We start from the raw sequence: 22,344 nt of genomic DNA on the forward strand, positions 1-22,344 counted from the left end.
GCGGCTCCCTGCGCCCGGTCAGAACAGCCGTTCGCCGAAGACGATGACGTCGCCGGCCTGCACCGGCTCATCGATGCCGACCTTCACCTTCTTGCCGCCACGGGTCACCGTGACCTTCTTCTCGGAACCCGATTGCGTCAGCCCCCCCGCCCGGCCGATCGCCATGCGCAGCGTCATGTTGCTCGTGAGCGGAAACACGCCCGGCGAGTTGACCTGGCCGTAGATGTAGAAGGTGTCGGCGATCGGCGCGAAGATCTTGTCGCCCGGCTGCACCAGGGGGTCCTTGGTGACGTCGCCGGTGGAGAGGTCCCGGATGAAGAGGCGCGTCTCGTCACCCTTCTCGTGGCGGATCACGAGGTAGTCCGCGGCCGATTCGCGAACGCCGCCGACGCGGGCGATGATCTCCGACATCCGGTACGGACGGTTGATCGGGACGAGGCCGGGCTGGCCCACCGCGCCCAGGACCGTGACGTAGCGGCTGGCGTAGCCCACCACTTCGATCGTCACGACCGGATCGGCGAAGTAGCCGCCCTTCGTCAGCGCGGCGCGGATATCGTCGGCCAGTTCGCTCGTCGTCCGCTCCGCGGCGGGGATCTTGCCGATGAAGTTGAGCTGGATCGTGCCGTCCGCCTGGACCCGGGCGCGGCCGCCGAAGTCGTTGCGGCCGAGCAGGCCCACCTGCACGACGTCGTCGCGCCCCAGGATATAGGCCGACGAGCCGGTTTCCCCGACGCCGCTCGCGCCCGGCGCGGGCTGCGTCGCTTCCGTCTGGGCGACCGCCGCGGTCGCGACGAGGGTCGTTGCGAACAGTGCGACGAGGAGGTTCGAAATGGTGCGGATGATCATGGATCGCTCGCTTGGCTCAGAATGTCACGGTGGTGCGTAGCCCAACACGTGTTGAGCTATAGTTGAACTGCGGCAAGTTGGTGTTTCGCCTGTCGCGCTGAACGGTGAACTCCCAGCTGATCCGGTCGCTCTGTGCGTATTGTACGGATCCGAAGGTCAGGTTGTTGCGGCTGTTCGTGATGACCGGGCGCGTGCCGGGCGCGGTGTCCGCGTTGGAGTTCGTCTCGGTCCAGGCATGCCCGACCTCGATGTCGTAGCGCGTCCCCAGGGCGTAGCGCACCGCGCCCTCCAGGTGGGTCGAGACGTCATAGATCTTGCCGGGCCGGTTGCTGGGCTTCACCGAGCGCGCGCCCGAGGCCCGCAGGCCGATCCGCTCGCTCATCCGGTAGTCGAGACTTGCGGCGTAGCTGGTCGTGGAGAACTTCAGCGGCGCGCCGGCGATCGCGAACTCGCGCTTGACCATGGTGCGGCCGATCGACCCGCCCAGGGTGATCTTCTGGCCGAGCTGGCGCTGGTACGACAGGGTGTAGTTCGAGGTGATGAACCCGTCGCCGACCGGGCGGCCGGGGATGATGCGGTTCGGATACTCGTTGCTGCCGTAGCCCCACGCGATGGACGCCTGGCCCAGCGTGGGGTTGGAATAGCTCAGCGCGAGGTTCAGGAACTCGGAATCGTGGTCCGACGCGGTGCGGCCGCTGGTCGAGTTCTTCACCATCTCCCGGCCCACCATCACCTGGACGCCGGGGCCGATCGGGCGGCCGCACCGAAGCCCGGCGGCCGTGCCGTAGGACTGAATCAGGTTCGTGACGGTGTTGCTGTCGGCGTCTTCGAGATCGCTCTGGCGGCCGGAATAGGACCCCATCAGCGAGGGCTGGCATATCCCGACGCGCGCGGTGTACCCCCCGCCGACCTGTACGTTGGCGCGGTCGAGCCTGCTGTTGTTGCGGTGGAAGTCGTAGCCGGCGAAGCCGTTCAGATAGACCATCTGCGTCCCGAGCGGCTGCGAGACGGTGGCGGTGACGCGCGGCTGGAAGACCGTGTCTTCAGGCTGCAGGCCGCGCTGCGACGCGAGAAGATCGCTCCCGCGCGAGACGTTGGTGTCGTAGTAGACTTCGGCCGATGCACCGAACCGGAGCACCCGCTCGCCCGACAGGACCGGCATCTGAAGCTGTTGCTGCGCCGCTGCGGGCCCGGCAACTGCGGCGCCGAGGACCGCCCCGGTCGCCATCACGCCAAGTCTCATCGCGCCCCGCTCCGCCCTTTGCACTATATTCCGCTGCAAGTGCTAACTAGCAGCTAAGAACCCGCAGTTGCTACCCCGCGGGCGCCGGCGGCGAAAATCCGCGATTCACTGTATCTTTAGACCACTGCCCCGCAAGGATGACGCATGGGAGAGAGCACTCCGGAACCCTCGCGCATCCGCATCTGCCTCGCGGCGTCCGGCGGCGGCCACGTGCGCCAGTTGCTGGACCTCGAACCGGTCTGGAGCCGGTACGACCATTTCTTCGTCACCGAGGATACGGCGCTGGGGCGCACGCTCGAAGGGCGCCATCGCACCCACTTCGTGCCGCACTTCGCCTGGGGGCAGGCCAAGCATGGCGCGCCGCTGCGCATGCTGGCGCTCGCCTGGACCAGCTTCTTCCGCTCAGCGCGCATCATCCTGTCCGAGCGGCCCGACCTGATCATCAGCACCGGCGCCGGCGCGGTCATCTTCGCGGTGCTCTGGGCGCGGCTCTCGGGCGCGCGCGTGATCGTGGTCGAATCGTTCGCGCGGTTCGAGAAGCCGTCGTTGTTCGGACGGATGGCCTCGCCGCTGGCGCACGACCTGATCGTGCAGTCCGCGAAGCTGGCGCCGTTCTATCCGCGCGCGCGCGTGTTCGACCCCTTCCGGCCGCTCGACAAGGCCTGCCCCCCGAAGCGCGAGCTGCTGTTCGCCACGGTGGGCGCCACCCTGCCCTTCGACAGGATGGTCGACATGGTCGCCCAGGCCGCGGCCGACGGGTCGATCACCGAGGAGGTGTTGATCCAGACCGGCGAAGGCGGCCGACGCCCGGCGGACCTCGACGTGCGCGAGACCATCCCCTTCGAGGAGGTCCAGGAGATCCTCCGCGAGGCCAGGATCGTCGTCTGCCACGGGGGCACCGGATCGCTGATCACGGCGCTGCGTGAGGGGTGCCAGGTGATCGCCGTCCCGCGCCTCGAGGAACTCGGCGAGCACTACGACAACCATCAGGCCGAGATCACCGACGCGTTCCGGCGCCGCGGCCTCGTCCTCGAAGCCCAGACCCCCGAGGACCTGCGCGCGGCGCTGGCCGAGGCGCGCGTGCGGACCCCGGTCCTGGCCACGACCGACCCGACGGAGCTGCGGGACTTCCTCCAGGGCCGGATCGCCGGCCTTCGTCCGCGAGGCCGCCATGCGTGAGGCCGCGACGCCGGGCCGCCTTGCCGGCCGGACGACATAGACCTATCGCTGGGACGCGCATGCTCCGCCGCCTGACATCACCGTTCCTCCGCGCCTTCGAGGCGCTGACGCCGGGGCGGCGGCCGGAAGAGCAGCCGTTGCTGCCCGGCTATCGGCGCGCGCCGTCCCAGCTCCTGGTGTTCGGCCTGCTGTCGGTGCTGCTGCTGATCTGCGCCGTGCAGGGCTTCCTGTTCGCCACCATGGCGCCGGCGCGGGTGATGCCGTTCACGGCGCCCCTCGCCATTCTCGGGATGCTGGTGATCTGGGCCCTGCCGCAAGGCGACTATGCGCCCACCCCGTTGCTGGAGCCCCTGTTCATCGGCTTCTTCGCGGCGCTGATCGTCTGGCCCAACTATCTGGCCATCGCCCTGCCCAGCCTGCCCTGGGTGACGATGCTGCGCTTCTTCGGCTTCCCGCTGGTGGCGGTGCTGCTGATCTGCGTCTCGACGTCGAAGCGGGTCCGGGCCGAGATCGGCGAGGTGCTGTCCATCGACAGACGGATCATGCAGTTCCTCCTCGGCGTGATCGTGCTCTGGACGATCACGCTCCCCATGTCGCGCGAGATCGGCGTCAGCCTGAACAGATGGATCGTCGCCCAGGTCAACTGGACCGGGATGTTCTTCGTCGCCTGCTGGGTGTTCCGGCGCGAAGGCCTGATCACGACGTGGTCCAAGATGTTCCTGACGCTGACCGCCGTGATCGGGGCGATGGGCATCTGGGAATCCCGGATCCAGCAACTGCCGTGGGTCGGGTTCATCCCGCCCTATCTCCGCAACGACGATCCCGTCGTGGCGCGGATCCTGGCGCCGCACGCCCGCCATGCGACGCCCGAGCTGTACCGGATCCTGAGCGTCCAGACGACGCCGCTGGGCCTGGCGGAGCTCTTCGGCCTGGCGATGCCGTTCGCCGTGCATTTCGCCCTCAACCGCTATCCGCCCTGGTTGAGGGTCTTCGGCGCGCTCTGGGTGCCCTATGCGATCCACGTGATCCTGCTGACCCAGTCGCGCCTGGGCCTGGTCGCCTGCCTTTCGACGGTGGCGTTCTATGTGCTGATCTGGGCCCTGATGCGCTGGCGACGCGTCCGCGCGAGTCTGATCGGTCCCGCGCTCGTGCTCGCCTACCCCGCGCTGTTCCTCATGCTGGTCGGGGCGACGTTCACGATCGGCAAGCTGCGCGCCAAGGTCATCGGCGACGGGTCGCAGACCGCCAGCGACACCGGCCGAAAGGAACAGTGGCTTCTCGGATTCCAGAGACTGGAACACAACCCCTTCGGCCACGGCATGTCCCAGGCGTCCGACGCGCTGGGCTGGAGGACGGTCGGCGGCAACACGAGCATCGATTCGTACTACCTGAGCGTCCTGCTCGACATCGGCATCCTCGGGTTCATCTTCTACTTCGGGTTGATGATCCGCGCGGCCTACCTGGGTGGCCGCACCCTGATCGCCAACCCGAACCTGGAGCGCGAGCACATGTTGCTCTTCCCGCTCACGGTCTCGCTCATCAACTTCATCATCGTGAAAGCCGTGCTCAGCCAGGACGCGAACCACTCCGTGGTGTTCATAATGCTGGGCGCGATCATGGCGCTCATCTACCGCGTCAGGAAGAGCCAGGGCGCCACGTCGGGGGCGTCGTAGCGCGCCGCGCTCGCCTAGGCCTGGTTGAGGACCGATCCGACGACCGTCGCGCCGTTCACCGTCAGTTGCTCGCGCAGGAGTTCAACGTCGGTCACGTAGGCCGCGTCGCGCCTGGCGACGATCACCGCATAGCCGAGCGTCGCGGCCACCATCAGCGCGTCCGAGCACTGGTTCGCCGGCGGCGTGTCGACGAGCGTGCAGTGGAAGTTGCGCATGCACTCGCCCAGCATGACCCGGAGCCGCGGGCTGGCCAGCAGCTCCTGCGCGTCGGGCGCCGCGCCGCCGGCGTAGACCAGCGAGAGGTTTGGCAGGACTTCCGGGTGGATGATCTCCTCCACCCGGTCCGCCTCGCCGCGCAGGAACTGCTGCACGCCGGGCGAGTCGACGCCGGGTCGGATGAAACGTTCCAGGCCCGGGCGTCGCAGGTTGCAGTCGATGACGATCGTCGACACGCCGGCCTGGGCCAACGTCGCGGCCAGGTTGACGGTCGTGAAGGTGGCGCCGGCCCCGGCCGAGGGCGCACAGACGGCGAGGCCGCGGCGGCCGCGTTCCACGTGACGGTCCATCAGGACGGCGCCGGCCTCCGCCATCGCCAGGGCGGCGCGTGAGCCGGGGGAGGTCAGCGACAGGATGCCTGGCGACAGCTCGTACTGTTCGGCGCCGATGGACGCGGCGTGTCCGGCCGGGCGGGCCGGCGCGGCGAGCGCACGCACCTTCTTCTTCTTTTCCGGCTTCTCCTTCGGCGCGGCCTTCCTGAACCCGGGCAGACGGATCATGCGGCCTTCTTCCGTCGCGGCCAGGCCAGGGTGGGCCGGCTGAGCACCGCCACGCCACGGCGCGTCGGCCGTTGCCGCGGAATCGCAGCCAGAAGCGGCGCGCCCGCCGCCCGCTCCAGGGTCCGGGGATCCCGCACGTGGCGCGCGAACATCTCGCAGAGCAGCGCCAGCAGCGCGCCTCCGATGACGCCCAGCGCGCCCGTTCCGCCCATGATCAGCGTCGGATTGGGGAACGAAGGCTTCGGGCTGGACGTCACCTGCCCGATCGACATGATGGTCGTGGTGTCCGCCGCCGCGACCTGGCGCATGTGGGCGATGCTGTCCGTCAGCGTCTTGATCTGCTCGGTGTAGGCGTCGATCAGGTCCTGCTGCAGGCGCAGTTGCAGCAGGGTCACCCGCTCGGCGAGAACCTTGGACTTCTGCTGTTCGACGCGCGCCGAGGTCACGCGCTCGGAGACGATCTTCTGCTGGGCGGCCTGGCTCGCGACCGACGTCGACTGGGCCACAGACTGTTGCGCGATGCGCTGTTCGTTGCGCAAGGCGACGAGCCTGGGGTTGTTGGGGCCGAGAACCGTCTCCGCCTCGGCCAAGGCGGAGTTGAGACGGACCAACGACGCGGTCGCCTGGGGACCCAGTTGCGCCGGGAGATCCGGACGACGGCGGAGGGGCGGGTTGGAGAGCGTCGCCAGCGTGCGGCTCTCGAGGTCCATCCTGCCCTGGACCATCATGATCCCGGTCTGCCGCTCCAATTGGGCTTGCTCGGCCTGGACCTCGGCCAGCTTCGCGCGCAGCTTCGCCTGCTTTTCCGCCAGGGCGGCGGCGTTCGCCTCGTAGGCCTGCCGACGGCTGGCGACCGTGGCGCTGATGTAGGCGGTGCGGATGGCGTCCACGACGCCCTCGGCGGCCTGGCGTTCCCGCGTCCGGTAGCGGATCTCGAGGATGTTGGAGTCCTCGAAGGGCTTCACCGTGAGCGAGGCCATGATCTGTTGCGCCACCCACATCGGGTACTCGGGCTTGTCGCCCTCGGGTATCGCCGCATAGCTTTCGATGAACTGCGGGCTGTCGAGAAGCCCCAGGGCCTCGGCGGCCGGCACGGCCACCTGATAGTCGCGGATGAACTGCATCTGCGATGTGACGTAGGCCTCGACCTGCTTGCGGCCGACCTGCACGCCGGTGACCGGATCGGGCTTGATGTAGTCGAGCACGACGCGCGCGGTGGCGACATAGCGCTTGGGAGCCGTCTTGACGACGATGGCGCCCCCGACGAGGGACGCCAGGGTCGCGACGAGCACGATGGCGCGTCGACCCCAGAGGATCCGAAAGAGGACGGCCAGGAACTTCATGCCGCGATAATCCCCCGGGGACAGCTTGTGCGCGTCGCCTGCAATATCGCAGTCAGGGTCTTACTGAACAGTCGCCGAACCGCCGCATCGGCCGACGGAGGGCAAAAAGAAACCGCCGCCCCGAAGGGCGGCGGTCCCGTAACTCTCGCTGGTCGCTGCGCCGCTTAGGCGGCGGCGGCGAGCTTGCGACGCTGGGTCCGGAGCATGGCGCCGGCGCCGCCGAAGCCCATGATCATCAGGGCCCAGGTGGCCGGTTCCGGCACGCTCAGGCCGATGGTCGGCGAGGCGCTGCGTTGCGCGCCCGAGCTCGGCGCGTTCAGCACGTACTTGTGCGTCACCGAGTACAGGCCGGCGCCGCTGAGGTCGAAGAACGTGGTCGAGTTCACGCTCGCCGCGCCCAGGCTGCCGTTGCTGAAGCTGCCGATCTGGACGCCTGCGAACAGCTCGTTGCTGTCCGACACCAGCGTCGAGAGCGAGTTGCCGATGCCGCCGCCCACGTTGTTGGTGGTGTACGACTGGTACTGCTTGTCGCCGAGCGGAGCCAGGTCGGTGCGGGTCACGAAGATGACGATCGAGGCGGCGCCCGTGTTGCTGGCGTTCACTTCGACCGAGTCAGAGTGGAGCACGCCCGGACGCGGCGGAGCGTCGCCACGCACGGTGACCGCCTCGAAGCCACCGCAGTCCGCGGTGTTCGTGCAGTCGTAGTTAAACACGAACGTACCGTCGGCAGCCGAGAACACGTTGGAGATCGTCGAGCCGCCATCGAGCGAAATGCCGATGAACACGGCGGCCTGGGCCGAAGCCGCGCTCATCGAGAAAGCGGCGACAGCGCCGGCCAGAAGCTTGGTAACAGTTTTCATTTTAGCACCCCATTTAACTTGTCGTTCACCCTAGAGGCGGCGGAAAACCCTGTCATCCACCTTCCCCTGGCAGGCGAGTTGAAGGACCCTAACGCCAGAAAACGCCACAAATTTTGCAGGCCCCTCAGGAAGCGGAGAGGCCCAAAATGAACCAATCCGCCACGAAAACCGCAAAATTCATTCCGCAACTACCACGTCCTGGCTCCCGTGGCGAGAAGCTTAACTGGCTATTAAACGGATGCGACGGCGCGGCGGATGCACTCGGCGCCTCCGCACGGGCGTGGCATTAAGCAAACAGAAGGCAGCGCCGGGGCACTAAAGGCGTCTATGTGCGGATCGCGCGCGTAGGGCGTTCTATAGACGGGCGCGCGCGAGCCGCGCGGACATTGGAGAGCAACTTGGCCGGCTGGAATCCCTTCAAGCGGAAAACCCCCGCGAAAGCGGCGCGCATCGAGGCGCTGCAGACGGCGGTGGTGAAGCCGCTGATCCGCGAGGCGCACCGCCGCGGGAACGAGGCCGGTGGCCTGCCCCGCTTCAACACGACCGCCAGCGACCAGATGAGCGGCCGGGGCGGCGATCGCTTCGCCCTGGTCCGCGCCAAGCTGCGCCATGCGTTCACGCCGTCGCAACCTGTGGCTGACCGCCGGCTGTTCGCGGGGCGCGACGACACGCTGAAGACGATCATCCGCGCGATCGAGGATCAGCGCCTGCACGTCGTGCTCTATGGCGAGCGCGGGATCGGCAAGACGTCGCTGCTCCACGTCCTCAGCCAGGCCGCCAGCGAGGCGCGCTATATCGTCGTCTATACGTCGTGCGGCGCGAACTCGAACTTCGACGAGACCTTCCGCGCGGCGGCCGCCGAGATCCCGCTCCTCTTCCACTCGGGCTTCTCGCCCACCGCGGAAGTGACGGAGAGGGGCTCCACCCTGGCCGACCTGCTGCCGAGCGAGCCGCTGTCGCCGCGCAAGTTCGGCGACCTGTGCGCCAAGCTGACCGGCACGCGCGTGCTGATCATCCTCGACGAGTTCGACCGCGCCGAGTCCGGCTCGTTCCGCCGCGACGTCGCCGAGCTGATCAAGAACCTGTCCGACCGCCTGGGCCGGGTGCAGCTCGTGCTGGCCGGCGTGGCGGCCGACCTGACCGAGCTGGTCGAGCATATCCCCTCGATCCGTCGCAACATCTTCGCGCTGCGCGTGCCCAAGATGTCGGAGGGCGAGGTCATGCAGATCGTCGCCAACGGCGAGCGTGAGGCGGACCTCAAGTTCGACACCCCGGCCGGGGCCTTCGTCGTCGAGGTCGCCCGCGGCTCGCCCTACATCGCCAACCTCATCTGCCACCATGCCGGCCACGCCGCCCTGGACCAGGGCCGCGCGACGGTGGCGCCCGCCGACGTCGCCAACGCCGTCGACCGTGCGATCCTGGAGTTCCAGGGCCGCATCCCGACGCCGGCGCAGGCGCGGGTGCGCCGGCTGTTCGAGCAAGGCCGCCAGGACGCCCTGGCCATGACCGCCCGCGCCGCCCTGGCCGCCGACGGCGTCTTCGACACCGCCGACCTCGAGAGCAGCAACGAGATCACGGCCCGCAAGGCGCAGGAGGCGGTCGAGGTGCTGGTCTCGGAAGGGCTCGTGAAGCCGTCGCCCGGCGAAGGGCCTTCGCAGCGCTACGCCTTCGTCGAAGAGGGCCTTCCGACGCTCATCTGGATGATCTGGGCGCAGCGGAACCTGAACCGCGAACCGCAGCCGCAGTCGACCCGGGCCGCGACGGCCTCCTGACCGGCCCTCCACCCGGCGCAAGACAAGAAGGCCGGCCCCGCGGGGCCGGCCTTTTCGTTTGGTCCGTCGCCGGGATGGGACCGGCTACTTGGCCTCGGGCGTCGCCGGGGCCGCAGCCGGAGCCGCGGCGGGCGCGGCCGGAGCGGCTCCGGCAGGCGCCTTCGCCGCCGGGGCCGCCGTCTTCTCCGGCGGCGGCTTGAAGGCCGGGTTGTAGGTGATCTTCGGCTCGGCGGCCTTGCGCAGCGCGGCGAGTTGCTTGCCGACGTTCTCCTGCGTCTTCTGACTCCGAAGCGCGTTCATGGCGTAGGCGTTGGCCACGGCGCCGCTGAGCGGCGCCGAGCGGCTGGACGACACCTGGTTGAAGAGCAGCGCGCCGCCCTGCGGGATCACGAAGATCTCGCCCGGCGGGAGGTTGTTGATCCCGGCCACGAGGCGCGGGTCGGCCGACAGCGTGTCGAGCACCGCGGCGTTCTCCTGGTACTGCACGCCCTCGCTGTCGAGCAGCGCCTTGACCTCGCCCAGCGTCTTCAGCGGACGCAGCCTTTCGGGCGTGATCTTGCTGGGCGCGGCGATGACCTGATCGACGAACAGGACGCGGCGGTTGGCGAACATCTCCGGGTGCGAGGTCACGAAAGCCTCGGCCTCGGTGCGGTTCGGCTGCGCGAGCTTGGCCGCCAGCTTGCGCTGGTAGAGTTGCGCCAGCAGCGTCTCTTCGCCCCGCTTCATCTGCAAGGTGAAGTCCGTGCTCTTGTCGAGCTTCTCGTCGCGGGCCTTCTGGGCCAGCAGGCGGCGCATGATGATCCGCTGCAGCGCCTGCTGCTGGGCGGCCTTCATCACGGCGGGATCACGCGATCCGAAGTTTCCGAGCTCGGTGCGGAGCTCGAGGTTCGTGATCTCCTCGCCGTCCACCGTCGCGACCACCTGGCCCTTGGCCTTGCCGCCGCCCGCGAGCTTCTTGATCTGGTCGCAGCCAGACACCATCAGCCCGGCGGACACCGCCACGGCCACAATTAGTGTGGTCTTAGATTTCAAAGCGCCCCTCCTGGTCGCAGACAAAGCGCAAGCCCCCCTGATGGTCGCGCTCCGCGAATGGGTCCCTACTAAACTGATAGGCTATGAACTAATGGTATTCGCGTCCCGTGAGAATGCGCTTCATTCGACATGCGGCGAAAGGCGCCTACCCGTTGCGGGGCTCCACCGACGCGGGATTGCCGACGGCGTACGATCCGTCCGGGACATCGCGCGTCACCACCGCGCCCGGCGCGACCACGCAATCCGCGCCGATCGTGATCCCCGGCATGACGATGCTGCGTGCGCCCAGCATGGTGCGGGCGCCGATACGGGTGTCCAGATAGAGGCCGCGGGTCATGTCGTGGGCCAGCACGACGACCTCCTCGTCGATCACGCAGCCCGCCTCGATGTGGACGCCCTTCGGCCAGGTGCGGTCGATGAGCGCCGTGGTCGCGATCCGGGCCGAAGGATGGATGTCGGTGCCCCAGAAGCGCACCTGGATCACCCGCTGGATCCGGCGTGTCAGGAAGTCGAACAAGCTCCGCCCCCGAGCAAGGAGTGATTCAGCCGCGCCATGCTATGCATCTTGCATGGCCTTGGACATTTGAAGATGGCGTTGAAGTCCCTGAACCAGCTCCGGGCGTTCCGGAACGCCCTGATCGGAGCCCGCAACTGGTGGCTCCAGAAGCGGTTCGGCCTCGTCCTCGAAGGCGAGGCGAGCATCTCGCTCTCCTCCAGGTTCCGCTCCTCCGCGCGCGGCGACATCGTGGTGGGCCACCAGACGCTGATCGCGTTCAAGACGCTGTTCCTGACCCGCGACGCGCGCACGGGCGAGCGCCGCCCGATCCGCGTCGGCTCACGCTGCTTCATCGGCGGCGGAAGCGTGATCCTGCCGGGCGTGACGATCGGCGACCATTGCATCGTCGGCGGCGGCTCGGTCGTGTTCGAGGACGTGCCCAGCGGCTCGATCGTCATCGGCAACCCCGCCAAGGTGCTGCGCAGCGGCGTCGAGCTGCTGCCCTTCGGCCGGCTGCCGGTGGCGCGCGAGAACACCCGCAAGCTCTACAAGCTCTGATCAGGCGCTGCGCGTCGCCAGTTCGCGCAGGTAGCGGCCGTATTCGCTCTTGCCCTGGACCTCGGCCGATTTCAGCAGTTCGCCGCTGTCGATCCAGCCGTTCTCGAAGGCGATCTCCTCCAGGCAGCCGATGCGCAGGCCCTGGCGCTGTTCGAAGACGCGGATCAGCTCGCCCGCGCCGATGAGGCTGTCGTGCGTGCCGGCGTCCTCCCAGGCGAAGCCGCGGCCCAGCAGTTCGACGTGCAGTCGGCCTTCCTGGAGGTAGACGTCGTTCAGCGCGGTGATCTCGAGTTCGCCCCGGGCCGAGCGATCCAGCGTCTTGGCGATCTCGCTGGCGCGGCCGTCGTAGAAGTAGAGGCCGGTCACCGCGTAGTTCGACTTCGGGTTGGCGGGCTTCTCCTCGATGGAGATGGCGCGGCCGTCGGCCGTCAGCTCCACCACGCCGTAGCGCTCGGGATCATGCACGGGATAGCCGAACACGGTCGCGCCCTCGGTGCGCGCGTCGGCGCTCTTCAGCATCTGCACGAAGTTCTGCCCGAAGAAGATGTTGTCGCCGAGGATCAGGGTCGACGGCTGGCCGCCCACGAACTCCTCGCCCAGCAGGTAGGCCTCGGCGAGGCCGCCCGGGGTCGGCTGGATCACATATTCGAAGCGGACGCCGAACCTCGACCCGTCGCCCAGCAGGCGCATGAAGCCCGCCTGGTCCTCGGCCGTGGTGATGATCAGGATCTCGCGGATGCCGGCCAGGAACAGCACCGACAGCGGGTAGTAGATCATCGGCTTGTCGTAGACCGGCAGGAGCTGCTTCGACGTCGCCATGGTCAGCGGGTGCAGCCGGGTGCCGGCGCCGCCGGCGAGAACGAGACCCTTCCTCATCGCCCCGCCCCTACGCCTTCACCAGCCCGAGACGGTCGGAATGGAACCCGCGCTCGCGGATGCGCTCCACCCAGCCGTAGTTGTCGACGTACCACTGCACGGTGCCCTCGAGGCCCTGTTCCAGGGGCATGCGCGCCTTCCAGCCCAGTTCGCGCTCCAGCTTGGTGGAGTCGATGGAGTAGCGGAAATCGTGCCCCGGCCGGTCGGTGACGAAGGCGATCTTGTCGGCGTGGGGCGTGTTGGCCGGCGCCATCGCGTCGAGGTGGGCGCAGATGGCCTTCACGATCTCGATGTTGCGCTTCGTGGCGTCGCCGCCGATGCAGTAGGTCTCGTTGAGCAGGCCCTTCTGCAGCACCAGCAGCAGCGCCTCGGCGTGGTCGTCCACGTGCAGCCAGTCGCGCACCTGGCGGCCGTCGCCGTAGACCGGGATCGACTTGCCCTCCAGCGCCCGGGTGATGACCGTCGGGATCAGCTTCTCGGGGAACTGGTGCGGGCCGTAGTTGTTCGAGCAGTTGGTGATCACCACCGGCAGCTTGAACGTATGGCCCCAGGCGCGGACCAGGTGATCGGCGGCGGCCTTCGACGCCGAATACGGCGACTTCGGGTCGTAGGGCGTCTCCTCGGTGAAGTCGCCGGTCTCGCCCAGGGCGCCGAACACCTCGTCGGTCGAGACGTGGTGGAAGCGGAACGCGTCCCTGGCCGGGCCTTCCAGCTTGTTCCACCAGGCGCGGGCGACCTCCAGCAACACCGCCGTGCCCGTGATGTTCGACTTCACGAAGTCGAGCGGGCCTTCGATGGCGCGGTCGTTGTGGCTCTCGGCCGCCAGGTGCATCACCGCGTCGGGCTTGTGCCTGGCGAACACCGCCTCCAGCTTGGCGCGGTCGCAGACGTCGACGTGCTCGAACGCATAGTTCGGGTCGTTCGCGACGCCCTCGACGTTCTCGAGGTTGGCCGAATAGGTCAGCGCGTCCAGGTTCACCACCTGGTGGCCGTCAGCGATGGCGCGCCGAACGACGGCCGAGCCGATGAATCCGGCCCCGCCGGTGATCAGGATCTTCATATGCGCCTTCCTGTGCGGGACGCCGCCCGCCGTCAACTCTCCGCACCCTGCGCCGGCGCAGGTTTACGGGGCCTTGCACCGCCGGCGGCGACCAGCGCGGGGGTGTCGTCAGCGGGCCGACCGAAGCGCTTCTCGACATCCCGCTGGAGCGCCCGCGCGGCGAAGGCGTGGCCGGTGAAGAGGGTGTCGAGCGCCCAGCCCACGATCGGGACGCCGGAGGCGACGCTGTCGAGGCCGAGGTAGGCGGCCATGCGGGCGAGCGTGGCCCGGGAGGCGCCCGCCTGGATCGCCTCGGAGAGCAGCAGGGCGGCGGCGCCGACCGAGTAGGCCGTGCCGGCCACCGGGACCCAGGCCAGCACACCGTCGATCCCCAGGCCCCAGGGGCCCAGCCCCACGACACGGTCCGAGAGTCGCTTGATGCGTTCGGCCCGCCGCCAGGCCTTGTGCGCGCGGTCGCGATGGAGGGTCATGACCGGCGCAACGCCCGCGCCGGCGCGGGCGTTGCCGGGGCCGCCTGGGTCAGGTGCGTCCTCATACATCAGGCTCTGTGACATTCCCGTGACAGGGGAGTCCTGTTGCGGGTGACGCGCCGCAGTGGTTGACGGAATGTGAACGCGAGGGGCTGTGCGATGGACGGTACGGTGTTGCTGGGCGCCATGCTGGTGCCGAAGTGGATGGTGCTTCTGGGTCTGGCGGCCGCCTTTCCGACGTGGCTCGGCCTGCTGTTCCTGCTGACGCCGCAGCAGCGTGTTCCGGTCACGGCCAAGCCTCATAACTAGGGCCGCCGAAGCGCCGGTCACACGGCGGACAAGGAGTTTCACTGAGCCGGCGGACGTCCTGCGCGACGCAGGCGCGCTGGCGCGCCAACATAAAGCCGGCAACCTGGCACGACCCCTTCTCCGGCGCCCTGCGCGCCATCCCGGATCAAGCCGAGCGCGCTAAACGCAGACGCTGATCGCCAGCGGCGTCACGGTCACATCGAACCGTTGCGCCTCGCCCATATAGTCCCCGTCCACATGGAACCCCAGGGGCTCCGGGGTCGTGACGGTGATCTCCTGGCTCTTATGGTAGATGGCCGCCCGCGACTTCGGCAGGTCGCCGAACGCCAGTCCGGCCGCGACGCGTAGCGCCCTTCGCACGGGCATTTCTTCGATCAGGCACAGGTCCAGCAGACCATCGGAGATATCGGCCAGCGGAGCGATCATGGCGTTGTTGCCGTACTGGGCCGCGTTGGCGAACGCCAGGACGTAGCACTGCGCGTCCGAGACCGCGCCGTCGATCGTCAAGCGGACGGGCCGCGGCCGGTACGCGCCATATTCCTGCAACGCCAGCCGCACATAGGTCACGAGGCCGCGACGCGTCGACTCGGCGAAGCACTTGCTCACATGGGCGTCGAAGCCCAGGCCGGCCGTGCAGAAGAACGGGTGGCCGTTGATCCGCCCCACGTCGATATGGCGGTAGGTGGGCCGGTTCAGCCGGCGCAGCGCGCCGGGCACGCTGAGCGGGATGCGCAGGTGGCGGGCGAACCCGTTGCCCGATCCGGTCGGAATGATCGCCAGCGACGTCGCCTCGGCCCCCAGCAGCCCGCGCCCCACTTCGTTGACCGTGCCGTCGCCGCCGATCGCGACCACGACGTCGTACCCCTGGGCGGCCGCCTCGCGCGCCAGGGTCTCGGCGTCGCCCCGACCGCGGGTCCAGGCCACCTCGTAGTCCACCGCATCCGGCGACAGATGGCGCTTCAACAGCCTGGTGAAACCACGCAGCCCGCGCCCCGCGCGCGGATTACGGATGAAGCGGACCCGCAGCGGTCGGCGCGGCGCCTCACGAACGATCTGGGTGGCGGCTGTCACGCCCTCGGAAAGCCCTTTCATGACGAACCCCTCAGGCCGGCGCCCGACGCCGAAGCGCATAGACCGGCGCCTCTCGGCGGTTGAAACAGTCTCGGAGGCGTTCATTCCGGTACGGCGGCGCGAGGTCGCCGTAGACATGGATCACGTCGGGCTTGGCGCCGTCGCCGGTGCAGACCTGAGCGGCGTGTCGGCGAAGCGTCCGGCTTTCGCTGGAAACGGACTCTTTGGTCTCGGCAATCATGGGCCCCTCTGAGCCGGTACGATACAAACAGCCTGTCGGCCGCACCCTGCGCTGCAAAATTCATCCCACCGCGAACCCGTTGGCCGGCACAACGCGTTCAGGCAGTTCGCGAATTCCGCCGAAAGACTGCCCCTAGGAGGCGCGTCATCCATGCGCCTCCCAGCCTGTTTGCGTCAATCGGATGACGGGCCGGCGACGTCGACTTTTCCCAAGGCGCCTGTTCTGCGCGCGCCCGCGCTCCGTTCAGATCATGTCTCCACCCGCCGCGTCGAGCAGCAGGAACAGGCGGCCGGCGTCGGCGGCCAGCATGTCGGCGAGCACGAAGCCCTCGGGGTCGCGCCCGATCGCATCGTCCACGAGCGTCGTGTAGCGGCGCACGTAGACCTCGGTCTTCCGCTTGACGTCCTCGTCGGTGAACAATCGGCGCGCGATGCGCCGGGTGGCGGCGGGAGCCAGCTTCCTGACCACCTCGCGGGCGCCCTCGACGTCGCCCGTCTGGATCGCCGCCGCGATCTCCTCGATCCGGGGCGGCGGCAGCAGCTTCCCGGGATCGACGCCCATGTGGGCCAACTCGGCCGCCAGGGTCTCCTCCAGCCGCTCGCCCTCGCCGTCGGCGCCGTCCAGCGAGGCCAGCAGATCCTTCCAGGTCCAGGTGTCGTCGCCCGGGCCCGCCTCGCCGTCGTCCGCGTCAGGATCGGCCTGCGCGGCGGCGGGCAGGCCGCCGGCGGCCTGGAAGACGGCCGAGAACTCTCGGTCCGTGGCGGTCGGCGTGAAGCGGAGGCGGGTCTTCAGCCCCAGGCGGTCGGCGAGCGCCCCGGGCGGCTCGGCGGGCTCCGACAGCTCCAGAGGCTCCTCCTCCGGCGGCGGGGCGGCGGCCTTCGCCCTGCGCGCAGGCGGCGCCGGGGGGCTCTGGACGGGCGGCGGAACCGCGGGCGGGGCCGGCGGGGGCGCCACGGCGGCGACGCCCATCAGCCGCACGGCCTCGCTCAGCATCTCGAAGTTGCGGCGCACGCGCTCCTGGAAGGCCGCATCGATGGCCTGGGCCTCCTCGGCGGTGCGCCGGGCCTGCGCCATGAGCTCGTCCATGCCGTCGGCGACGGCGGCGCGGACCTGCTCGGCCTGGCCGGCGGCGGCGACGGGCAACTGCGATGCGCGCGCCTCCAGTTCGGCCAGCATGGCGGCGAGCTCGTCCAGCGTCTCGCGGGCCGCGGCGGCGCCGTCCGCCAGGCGCTTCGCGGTGTTCGCCCCGGCGTCCTCCACCATCTTCGAAGACTGCTCGATCAGCGCCTTCGCCTCTTCGAGGCGGGCCTCGAAGGCCTGGTTGGCCTTCTGGCCGGCGGCGAAGGCGGCCTCCGACAGGTGGTCGACCTGCTCGCGGGCCGCGGCGGCATGCCGGGCGGCCGCCTCGCGGGTCTCCTCGGCGGCGGCGGCGAGGCCGTCGATGGCCGTCCGCGTCATCGCCTCCAGGTGGGTGCGCTGCTCGGCGGCGGCGGACGAGACGGCCTCCAGGCTCTGCAGCGTCGACTGGCCGAACTCCTCCCGCTCGGCCTTGGCCGTCTCGGCGAGGTCGCGGAACTGCAGGGCGGCGTCGGACATCAGCCGGCGCAGATGCTCGCCGCCGGCGGTGGCCCGCTCGGCCATCTCGCCCGCGGAGACGCGGGTGGTCTCGATGAACTCGCCCAGCCTGGCGGCATGCGCCTCGGCCTCGGCGGCGAAGGCCTGGTGATCGCCCTTCAGGGCCTGGCTGAGGCCCACGAGCGCCGCGCGCTGTTCGGACAGGCCCGTCTCGACCGCCTTCACCTGATCGGCGACGCCGGTCCCGGCGGTCTCCAGGCGGGCGATGTGGCGGGTGAGGTCCTCGCCGGCCGTGCGCGCGGCGTTGCTGGCCTCGCCGGCGGCGGCGGCCAGGTCGGCGGCGCGGGCGGCCAGCGCCGTCTCGGCCTCGCGGATCTGGGCGTCGGCCACGCCCGCCGCCTCGCCCACCATCTTCGCCTGCTGGACGATGGCGTCGGCGATCCTGGTCGACTGGGCGTCGAGGGTCTGGGCGAGCTGGCCCATCTCGGCGCGCTCGCGGCCAAGGGTCGTGGCCAGTTCCTCCGCCGTGCGCACGGACTGTGCGGTGACGCCGGTCAGCTTGTCGGTCTCGAAGGCCAGCGCGTCGCGCATCGCCAGCAGGGTCTCGCGGGCGTCTTCCGCGGCCTGGCCGGCGCGGGCGATCTCGTCGCGGACCGCCTGCGCCACGTCGCCGGCGCGGGCGGCGGCGACCAAGGCGGGGGCCAGCATGTCCTCGGCGGCGGCCTTGGCGCGACGCGCTTCCCAGGACAGCTTCTGGCCCTGGCGGATCATGTAGGCGGCGCCGAAGACGAAGGCGGCCGGGCCGATCGCCAGCAGCGCGAAGACGGCCATGGCGAAGGCGTCGTTCTGCAGCGGCGCGACGTTGCTGCGATAGCCGACGGCGAACGCGATGGGCGCCAGCGCCCACAGTCCGGCCACCGCGACGGCGGTCAGCCAGATGGGCCAGCCGGCGGGCGCAGGGGCTGCGGCCTCGAGGTGGGCGACGTAGCTCTGCGCCGCGACCTCGGACTCCCGGCGCAGCGCCGCGGCGCGGGCGCTGGGCGCGGTCACGGCCTGTTCGCTGTCGCGGTCGATCGGGCGGAAGCCGACGGGCTCGGTCGGCGGCATGTCCAGGTCGTCGTCCGCCGCGGCCGCGTCGGCGGCGTCGGGCGCCTGGGTGGATCCGAAATCCGCCGGCTTTTGCCGCTTGGAGAACAACGCCTAGACCTTCCGCTCACGAGACCTCGCGGCTGCGCTCCGCAAGGTCCAGCCGTCCCCCGACAGCCGCAAACTCCACACCCGCAGGTGTACCTGGGGCGCGGACCGACGCAAACAGGCGAGGTCGCGATTTTGGGCGCGGAACGCGTAATGCCGCGGAGGCGCTAGGCCCTGATCAGGCGGGCGCGCTGCTGGGCGTCGGGGCAGACCGAGGCCTTTTCGACGCGGGCCGGCTCGCGTCGCGCCGCGGCGGCCTGACGGGGCGTGCGCGCGACGATGCGCTGCTCGGCCGCCGGACGCTGTTCCAGCGTGGGATGATCGACAGTCACGCCGAAATGCGAGAAGGCGGCGGCGGACGAATGCACGACCACCGCGGCCACCATTTCCGTCAATGTCGCCATGGGAGCCCCCGACGATTCCGCCTATCTTCGGTATGCCATGGAGCGTGGCCGTTGGCAGTGGGGGCGACGGCTTAAATTTTCGCAATGTTCGGTCACTTCGCGACGGACGTGACAGGCCCCGGCGTGACGCGCGGCGGGCTGCGCCGCCTGGGCGCGCCGCTAGCGAGGATGGACGGCTGACGCGTCGGCCGGCGCGAGCGTGACCACGACGGGATAGTGATCCGAGCCGAGCTTGGGCCCGCGCTCGACACTGACCGTGGCCCAGCCCGGTCCGGCGTAGACATGGTCGATCGGCAGGTAGGGGAACGGCGCCGGCAACCGGTTGTGGCTGATCCTCGCCGCCGGCCACGAGAACAGCGCGCGCGTGCGGCGGATCATCCCGAAGTCCCGGTCCTCGGCGCGGCGCGCGAAGGACCAGGGCGTGGAGTTGAAGTCCCCGGCCAGGATCAGCCGTTCCTTCGGCGCCTCGGCGATGAGCTCCCGGAGCTGGGCCGTCTGCGCCCGATCGCGCGCGAAGCGCGTCGGCCAGAACCGGTGGATGGCGACCACCGTGAACTCGCCCCGCGCGTCGGCGTAGGTGGACGAGACGAGGTAGGCGGAGTGGCCGTCGGCGCGCCCCTCGGCGAACGTGCGCACGGGCGCGCGGCGGGCCATCACGCCGGCCGAACACCCCTTGCAGCTCGTGATGAAGCCCCGGGCGATGAGGAGGTCCCGCAACCGGCCGCCCTCCTGCATCACGATGATGTCGGGCTTCTGGGCCACCAGCCACGCGACGGCGGCCTCGGCCTGCTCGTTGCGGCCCCAGGCGTTGAACTGGATGACCTTGAGCTGGTCGGGCGCGTCGGCGGCGGCGCGAGGATCGCGGCCGACCGACAGGAATTCCGGCGCGACCAGGACGGCGACGGCGGCGACCGCCGCGAGCGCCGTCAGCGCCACCGGCCCCCGCATCGGCCGGGCTGCGAAGAGGGCCAGCGCCAGGGCGAGGATCGCGGGCGCCAGGTAGAGCGGCGCGAAGTGGGTCAGCACGTCCAGCCGCGGGCTGAACCGGCCCCCCTGGGCCGCGAGCGAGACGATCAGCGCGCCGGCCGCGAGCAATCCCGCGACCGCGCCGACGAGGAACCGCAGACTCTCCATGGGCCCCGACGTATCACGCCCGGGCCCGTCTCGGAGACAGCCGTCGTCAGAGCACGAAGTCCGCCGCGACCAGCGTGCCGGCGCCCGGCAGGATCAGGTGGAAGTCCGCCACGCCGTCGCCGTTGGTGTCGCCGTAGACGTGCGTCACGCCGCCCGAGATATCCATCCGCAATTCGCCCGCCGTCTTGTGGAAGGCGCTCGTCCCGATGAAGGCGAACTTCTGGTCGCCGGCGAGGTTCGTGTTGGCGTCGATCGGCTGAAGATTGATGCGGTCGCCCTCGGCGTGCGAGAAGTCGAGGATCCTGTCGCCCGTCATCGAGACGTCGCCGTTGCGGAAGATGAAGACGTCCGCGCCGGCTCCGCCCGAGAGCGTGTCGTCGCCCGCGCCGCCCTCGAGCGTGTCCGAGCCGGCCCCGCCCGACAGCGAGTCCGAGCCGGTGTCGCCGTTCAGCTTGTCGTTGCCGGCGTCGCCGCTCAGCGTGTCGTCGCCGTCGTTGCCCGACAGGGTATCGTTGCCGTCGCCGCCGTAGAGCCTGTCATTGCCGCCGGAGCCGCCGCTCAGTTGGTCGTCGCCGCCGAAGCCGCGGATCTCGTCGTCGCCGGCGCCGCCCGCGATCTTGTTGTCGAGCGAATTGCCGCCGCCGTAGCGGGCCGCGCCCTGCAGTCGCAGTTGCTCGACGTTGTCGGCAAGCGTGTAGTCGGCGTAGGCGTTGACGAGATCGTAGCCGCCGTCCTCATCCTCCACGATCACGTCGTTTTCGGAATAGACGTTGTACTTGTCGTCGCCGAGCCCGCCGACCAGCGTGTTGTGGCTCATGCCGGCCTTGCCGGAGAGCACGTCGTCGCCGGCGCCGCCGTAGAGGATCGAGTTGTGGATGCCGTCGGCGGTCAGCTTGTCGGCGCCATCGGTGCCGGTCATGCGGACGACCTTCGCGAGTTCCGCGTTGATCTCGGCCAGCGCGCGGTTCGCCGCGGCGTCGAGCACGCTCGACGTGAGGCTGCCCGCGTTCACGATCTTCAGCGGCGTCTCGCCGACGGCCACCTTCAGCGCCGTCCCGCCGACGGCCATGACCTGCAGCTCGCCCTGGGTCTTGGCCAGGCCGCCGCCCGAGTTGCTCGCCAGCCAGGCGCGCTGCAGGGCGAGGCCTCCGTCCATCGGCGAGGCGATCGTGCGGTCGTTGATCTCGCTCCCGGACTCGACCGTGTAGGACGTGGCCACATTGTTCGAAAGCGTGGCCTCCTCCACCTGCAGGGTCGAGATCTTCGAGAGCTGGTCCGGCAGGCCCGCGACTACGTTGTCCGAGATCGTCACCCCCTTCGCGCCGTTGACGCGAATGCCGATCGTGAGGCCGCCCACCACCAGGTTGTTGCTGATCGAGACGTTCAGGTACGGCAGATCGCCGCCCGACTGGTCACGGAAGAAGATGCCCTGGACCGCGTCGCCCGAGCCGCGCGTGATGACGTTGCCCGTCACGGTTATGTTCGACGCCGAGGCGGTGGTGTTGGTGGTCCAGAACTGGATCGCGTCGGGGTGGTCCCCCTCGGACCTGCGTTCGAAATCCGTGAAGTAGTTGCCCGACACCAGGACGTCCGACGAGCCGCCGCCGCGGATGCCGTCCTCGGACAGCTCGTGGATGTAGTTGTTGGTGAGCTTCAGGCCCTTGCTGTCCAGGTGGCCGATGCCGTTGTTCAATTGCACGAATTCGGAATTGGTCACGGTGACGTTCGAGCTGCTGCGGATCTGCAGGCCGCCGGTGTCGTTCTTGGCGTCGCCGTCCAGCGAGCCGTGGACCTTCACGCCGTCGAAGGTCACGTTGCTGGAGCTCGTGACATGGTAGGCGTAGCCCGTCGCCGCGGTCGACGGCGCGTTCATGTCGATCGCCTGGAAGGTCAGCCCCTGGCAGTCCCTGATGGTCATGCCGTTCATGACCGCCATGTGGCTGGGATCCTGCGACGTGATCGTCACGTTGCCCGCGAACTTCAGCCCCGACAGCGTGAAGCTGGCATAGTCCCCCGACGCCAGTTGCACCACGTCGCCCGCCTTCGCGGCCTTGAGGGCCGACACGAGGCCAGCAGAATCGTTCACCGTAATCGTGGTCACTTGCGCATCTCCAGAGTTCCCGTCTGGAGCGCCAACTGACGATCTACGCCGTCAATTCCGACACCCCACCAACATTCGCGACGTTAGTGGAGGCCCATTTCGGAGTGGCTAATCGAGATCGTTAATTAAAG

At 69.4% G+C, this 22,344-nt stretch carries 21 protein-coding genes; 5 read left to right on the plus strand and 16 right to left on the minus strand.

What is annotated here, in order from left to right; genetic code table 11:
- Window positions 1-18: 18 nt before the first annotated feature.
- Window positions 19-846, minus strand: a complete 828-nt coding sequence (locus KF737_RS09490; RefSeq protein WP_296453619.1) for an SLBB domain-containing protein — start codon at window positions 844-846, stop codon at window positions 19-21.
- A gap of 16 nt (window positions 847-862) precedes the next feature.
- Window positions 863-2,074: a hypothetical protein gene (locus KF737_RS09495; protein ID WP_296453622.1), complete on the minus strand. Its 1,212-nt coding sequence runs from the start codon at window positions 2,072-2,074 to the stop codon at window positions 863-865.
- A 159-nt stretch (window positions 2,075-2,233) separates the two neighbouring features.
- Between KF737_RS09495 and welK the strand changes: the two genes are divergently transcribed.
- Together welK and KF737_RS09505 are read left to right on the plus strand one after the other, a co-directional pair.
- Window positions 2,234-3,268 (plus strand): beta-1,4-glucuronosyltransferase WelK, encoded by a 1,035-nt coding sequence (gene welK, locus KF737_RS09500; protein ID WP_296453625.1) that lies wholly within the window; start codon window positions 2,234-2,236, stop codon window positions 3,266-3,268.
- A gap of 59 nt (window positions 3,269-3,327) precedes the next feature.
- Window positions 3,328-4,941, plus strand: a complete 1,614-nt coding sequence (locus KF737_RS09505; protein WP_296453628.1) for an O-antigen ligase — start codon at window positions 3,328-3,330, stop codon at window positions 4,939-4,941.
- 14 nt (window positions 4,942-4,955) lie between these two features.
- Here the strand turns inward: KF737_RS09505 and KF737_RS09510 are convergent, their stop codons facing one another.
- The 3 genes from KF737_RS09510 to KF737_RS09520 form a co-directional block, all read right to left on the minus strand.
- Entirely contained in the window at window positions 4,956-5,717 is a 762-nt protein-coding gene (locus KF737_RS09510) for a CpsD/CapB family tyrosine-protein kinase (RefSeq protein ID WP_296453632.1), read from the minus strand.
- Window positions 5,714-7,060 carry a Wzz/FepE/Etk N-terminal domain-containing protein gene (locus tag KF737_RS09515; RefSeq protein ID WP_296453635.1) on the minus strand — a complete coding sequence of 449 codons (1,347 nt, stop codon included), beginning with the start codon at window positions 7,058-7,060 and terminating at the stop codon, window positions 5,714-5,716. Before KF737_RS09515 ends, KF737_RS09510 begins: the two co-directional genes overlap by 4 nt.
- Window positions 7,061-7,224: 164 nt before the next feature.
- A complete protein-coding gene (locus tag KF737_RS09520; protein WP_296453637.1) occupies window positions 7,225-7,920 on the minus strand; it encodes a PEPxxWA-CTERM sorting domain-containing protein in 696 nt (231 codons plus the stop codon).
- A gap of 398 nt (window positions 7,921-8,318) precedes the next feature.
- Between KF737_RS09520 and KF737_RS09525 the strand changes: the two genes are divergently transcribed.
- Window positions 8,319-9,692 (plus strand): AAA family ATPase, encoded by a 1,374-nt coding sequence (locus KF737_RS09525; protein ID WP_296453640.1) that lies wholly within the window; start codon window positions 8,319-8,321, stop codon window positions 9,690-9,692.
- A gap of 84 nt (window positions 9,693-9,776) precedes the next feature.
- On the opposite strand, the gene KF737_RS09530 is transcribed toward KF737_RS09525, so the two are convergent.
- Window positions 9,777-10,724 (minus strand): SurA N-terminal domain-containing protein, encoded by a 948-nt coding sequence (locus tag KF737_RS09530; RefSeq protein ID WP_296453642.1) that lies wholly within the window; start codon window positions 10,722-10,724, stop codon window positions 9,777-9,779.
- A gap of 145 nt (window positions 10,725-10,869) precedes the next feature.
- Entirely contained in the window at window positions 10,870-11,241 is a 372-nt protein-coding gene (locus KF737_RS09535) for a DapH/DapD/GlmU-related protein (RefSeq protein WP_296453645.1), read from the minus strand.
- A gap of 72 nt (window positions 11,242-11,313) precedes the next feature.
- Between KF737_RS09535 and KF737_RS09540 the strand changes: the two genes are divergently transcribed.
- A complete protein-coding gene (locus tag KF737_RS09540; RefSeq protein ID WP_296453648.1) occupies window positions 11,314-11,778 on the plus strand; it encodes a DapH/DapD/GlmU-related protein in 465 nt (154 codons plus the stop codon).
- Here KF737_RS09540 and rfbA read toward each other — a convergent pair whose 3' ends face one another.
- Genes rfbA through KF737_RS09555 form a run of 3 tightly spaced genes read right to left on the minus strand, consistent with a single transcriptional unit; the run spans window position 11,779 to window position 14,184 of the window.
- Complete coding sequence (rfbA, locus tag KF737_RS09545; RefSeq protein WP_296453651.1) at window positions 11,779-12,654, minus strand: glucose-1-phosphate thymidylyltransferase RfbA; 876 nt, start codon at window positions 12,652-12,654, stop codon at window positions 11,779-11,781.
- A 10-nt stretch (window positions 12,655-12,664) separates the two neighbouring features.
- On the minus strand, window positions 12,665-13,714 hold the full coding sequence (gene rfbB, locus KF737_RS09550; protein WP_296453654.1) for a dTDP-glucose 4,6-dehydratase: 1,050 nt from the start codon (window positions 13,712-13,714) through the stop codon (window positions 12,665-12,667).
- Between the two features lie 32 nt (window positions 13,715-13,746).
- The gene (locus tag KF737_RS09555; RefSeq protein ID WP_296453657.1) at window positions 13,747-14,184 is read right to left on the minus strand and encodes a DUF4112 domain-containing protein; all 438 of its coding nucleotides are present in this window, start codon (window positions 14,182-14,184) and stop codon (window positions 13,747-13,749) included.
- Window positions 14,185-14,343: 159 nt separating this feature from the next.
- On the opposite strand from KF737_RS09555, the gene KF737_RS09560 reads away from it, so the two are divergent.
- Window positions 14,344-14,493 carry a hypothetical protein gene (locus KF737_RS09560; RefSeq protein ID WP_296453660.1) on the plus strand — a complete coding sequence of 50 codons (150 nt, stop codon included), beginning with the start codon at window positions 14,344-14,346 and terminating at the stop codon, window positions 14,491-14,493.
- A 159-nt stretch (window positions 14,494-14,652) separates the two neighbouring features.
- Here the strand turns inward: KF737_RS09560 and KF737_RS09565 are convergent, their stop codons facing one another.
- From KF737_RS09565 to KF737_RS09590, 6 genes are all read right to left on the minus strand, one after another.
- On the minus strand, window positions 14,653-15,624 hold the full coding sequence (locus tag KF737_RS09565; protein ID WP_296453663.1) for a diacylglycerol kinase family protein: 972 nt from the start codon (window positions 15,622-15,624) through the stop codon (window positions 14,653-14,655).
- Window positions 15,596-15,805, minus strand: coding sequence for a hypothetical protein (locus KF737_RS09570; RefSeq protein WP_296453667.1), 210 nt, complete (start codon window positions 15,803-15,805; stop codon window positions 15,596-15,598). The genes KF737_RS09565 and KF737_RS09570 overlap by 29 nt, the downstream gene beginning before the upstream one ends.
- A 243-nt stretch (window positions 15,806-16,048) precedes the next feature.
- Window positions 16,049-18,577, minus strand: a complete 2,529-nt coding sequence (locus tag KF737_RS09575; RefSeq protein WP_296453670.1) for a polar localization protein TipN — start codon at window positions 18,575-18,577, stop codon at window positions 16,049-16,051.
- 164 nt (window positions 18,578-18,741) lie between these two features.
- Window positions 18,742-18,978 (minus strand): hypothetical protein, encoded by a 237-nt coding sequence (locus KF737_RS09580; protein WP_296453671.1) that lies wholly within the window; start codon window positions 18,976-18,978, stop codon window positions 18,742-18,744.
- A gap of 159 nt (window positions 18,979-19,137) precedes the next feature.
- A complete protein-coding gene (locus tag KF737_RS09585; RefSeq protein ID WP_296453675.1) occupies window positions 19,138-20,112 on the minus strand; it encodes an endonuclease/exonuclease/phosphatase family protein in 975 nt (324 codons plus the stop codon).
- 46 nt (window positions 20,113-20,158) lie between these two features.
- The gene (locus tag KF737_RS09590) at window positions 20,159-22,198 is read right to left on the minus strand and encodes a right-handed parallel beta-helix repeat-containing protein (RefSeq protein WP_296453679.1); all 2,040 of its coding nucleotides are present in this window, start codon (window positions 22,196-22,198) and stop codon (window positions 20,159-20,161) included.
- Window positions 22,199-22,344: the final 146 nt, after the last annotated feature.

The organism is Phenylobacterium sp. (assembly GCF_019636135.1).
Lineage (GTDB): Bacteria > Pseudomonadota > Alphaproteobacteria > Caulobacterales > Caulobacteraceae > Phenylobacterium.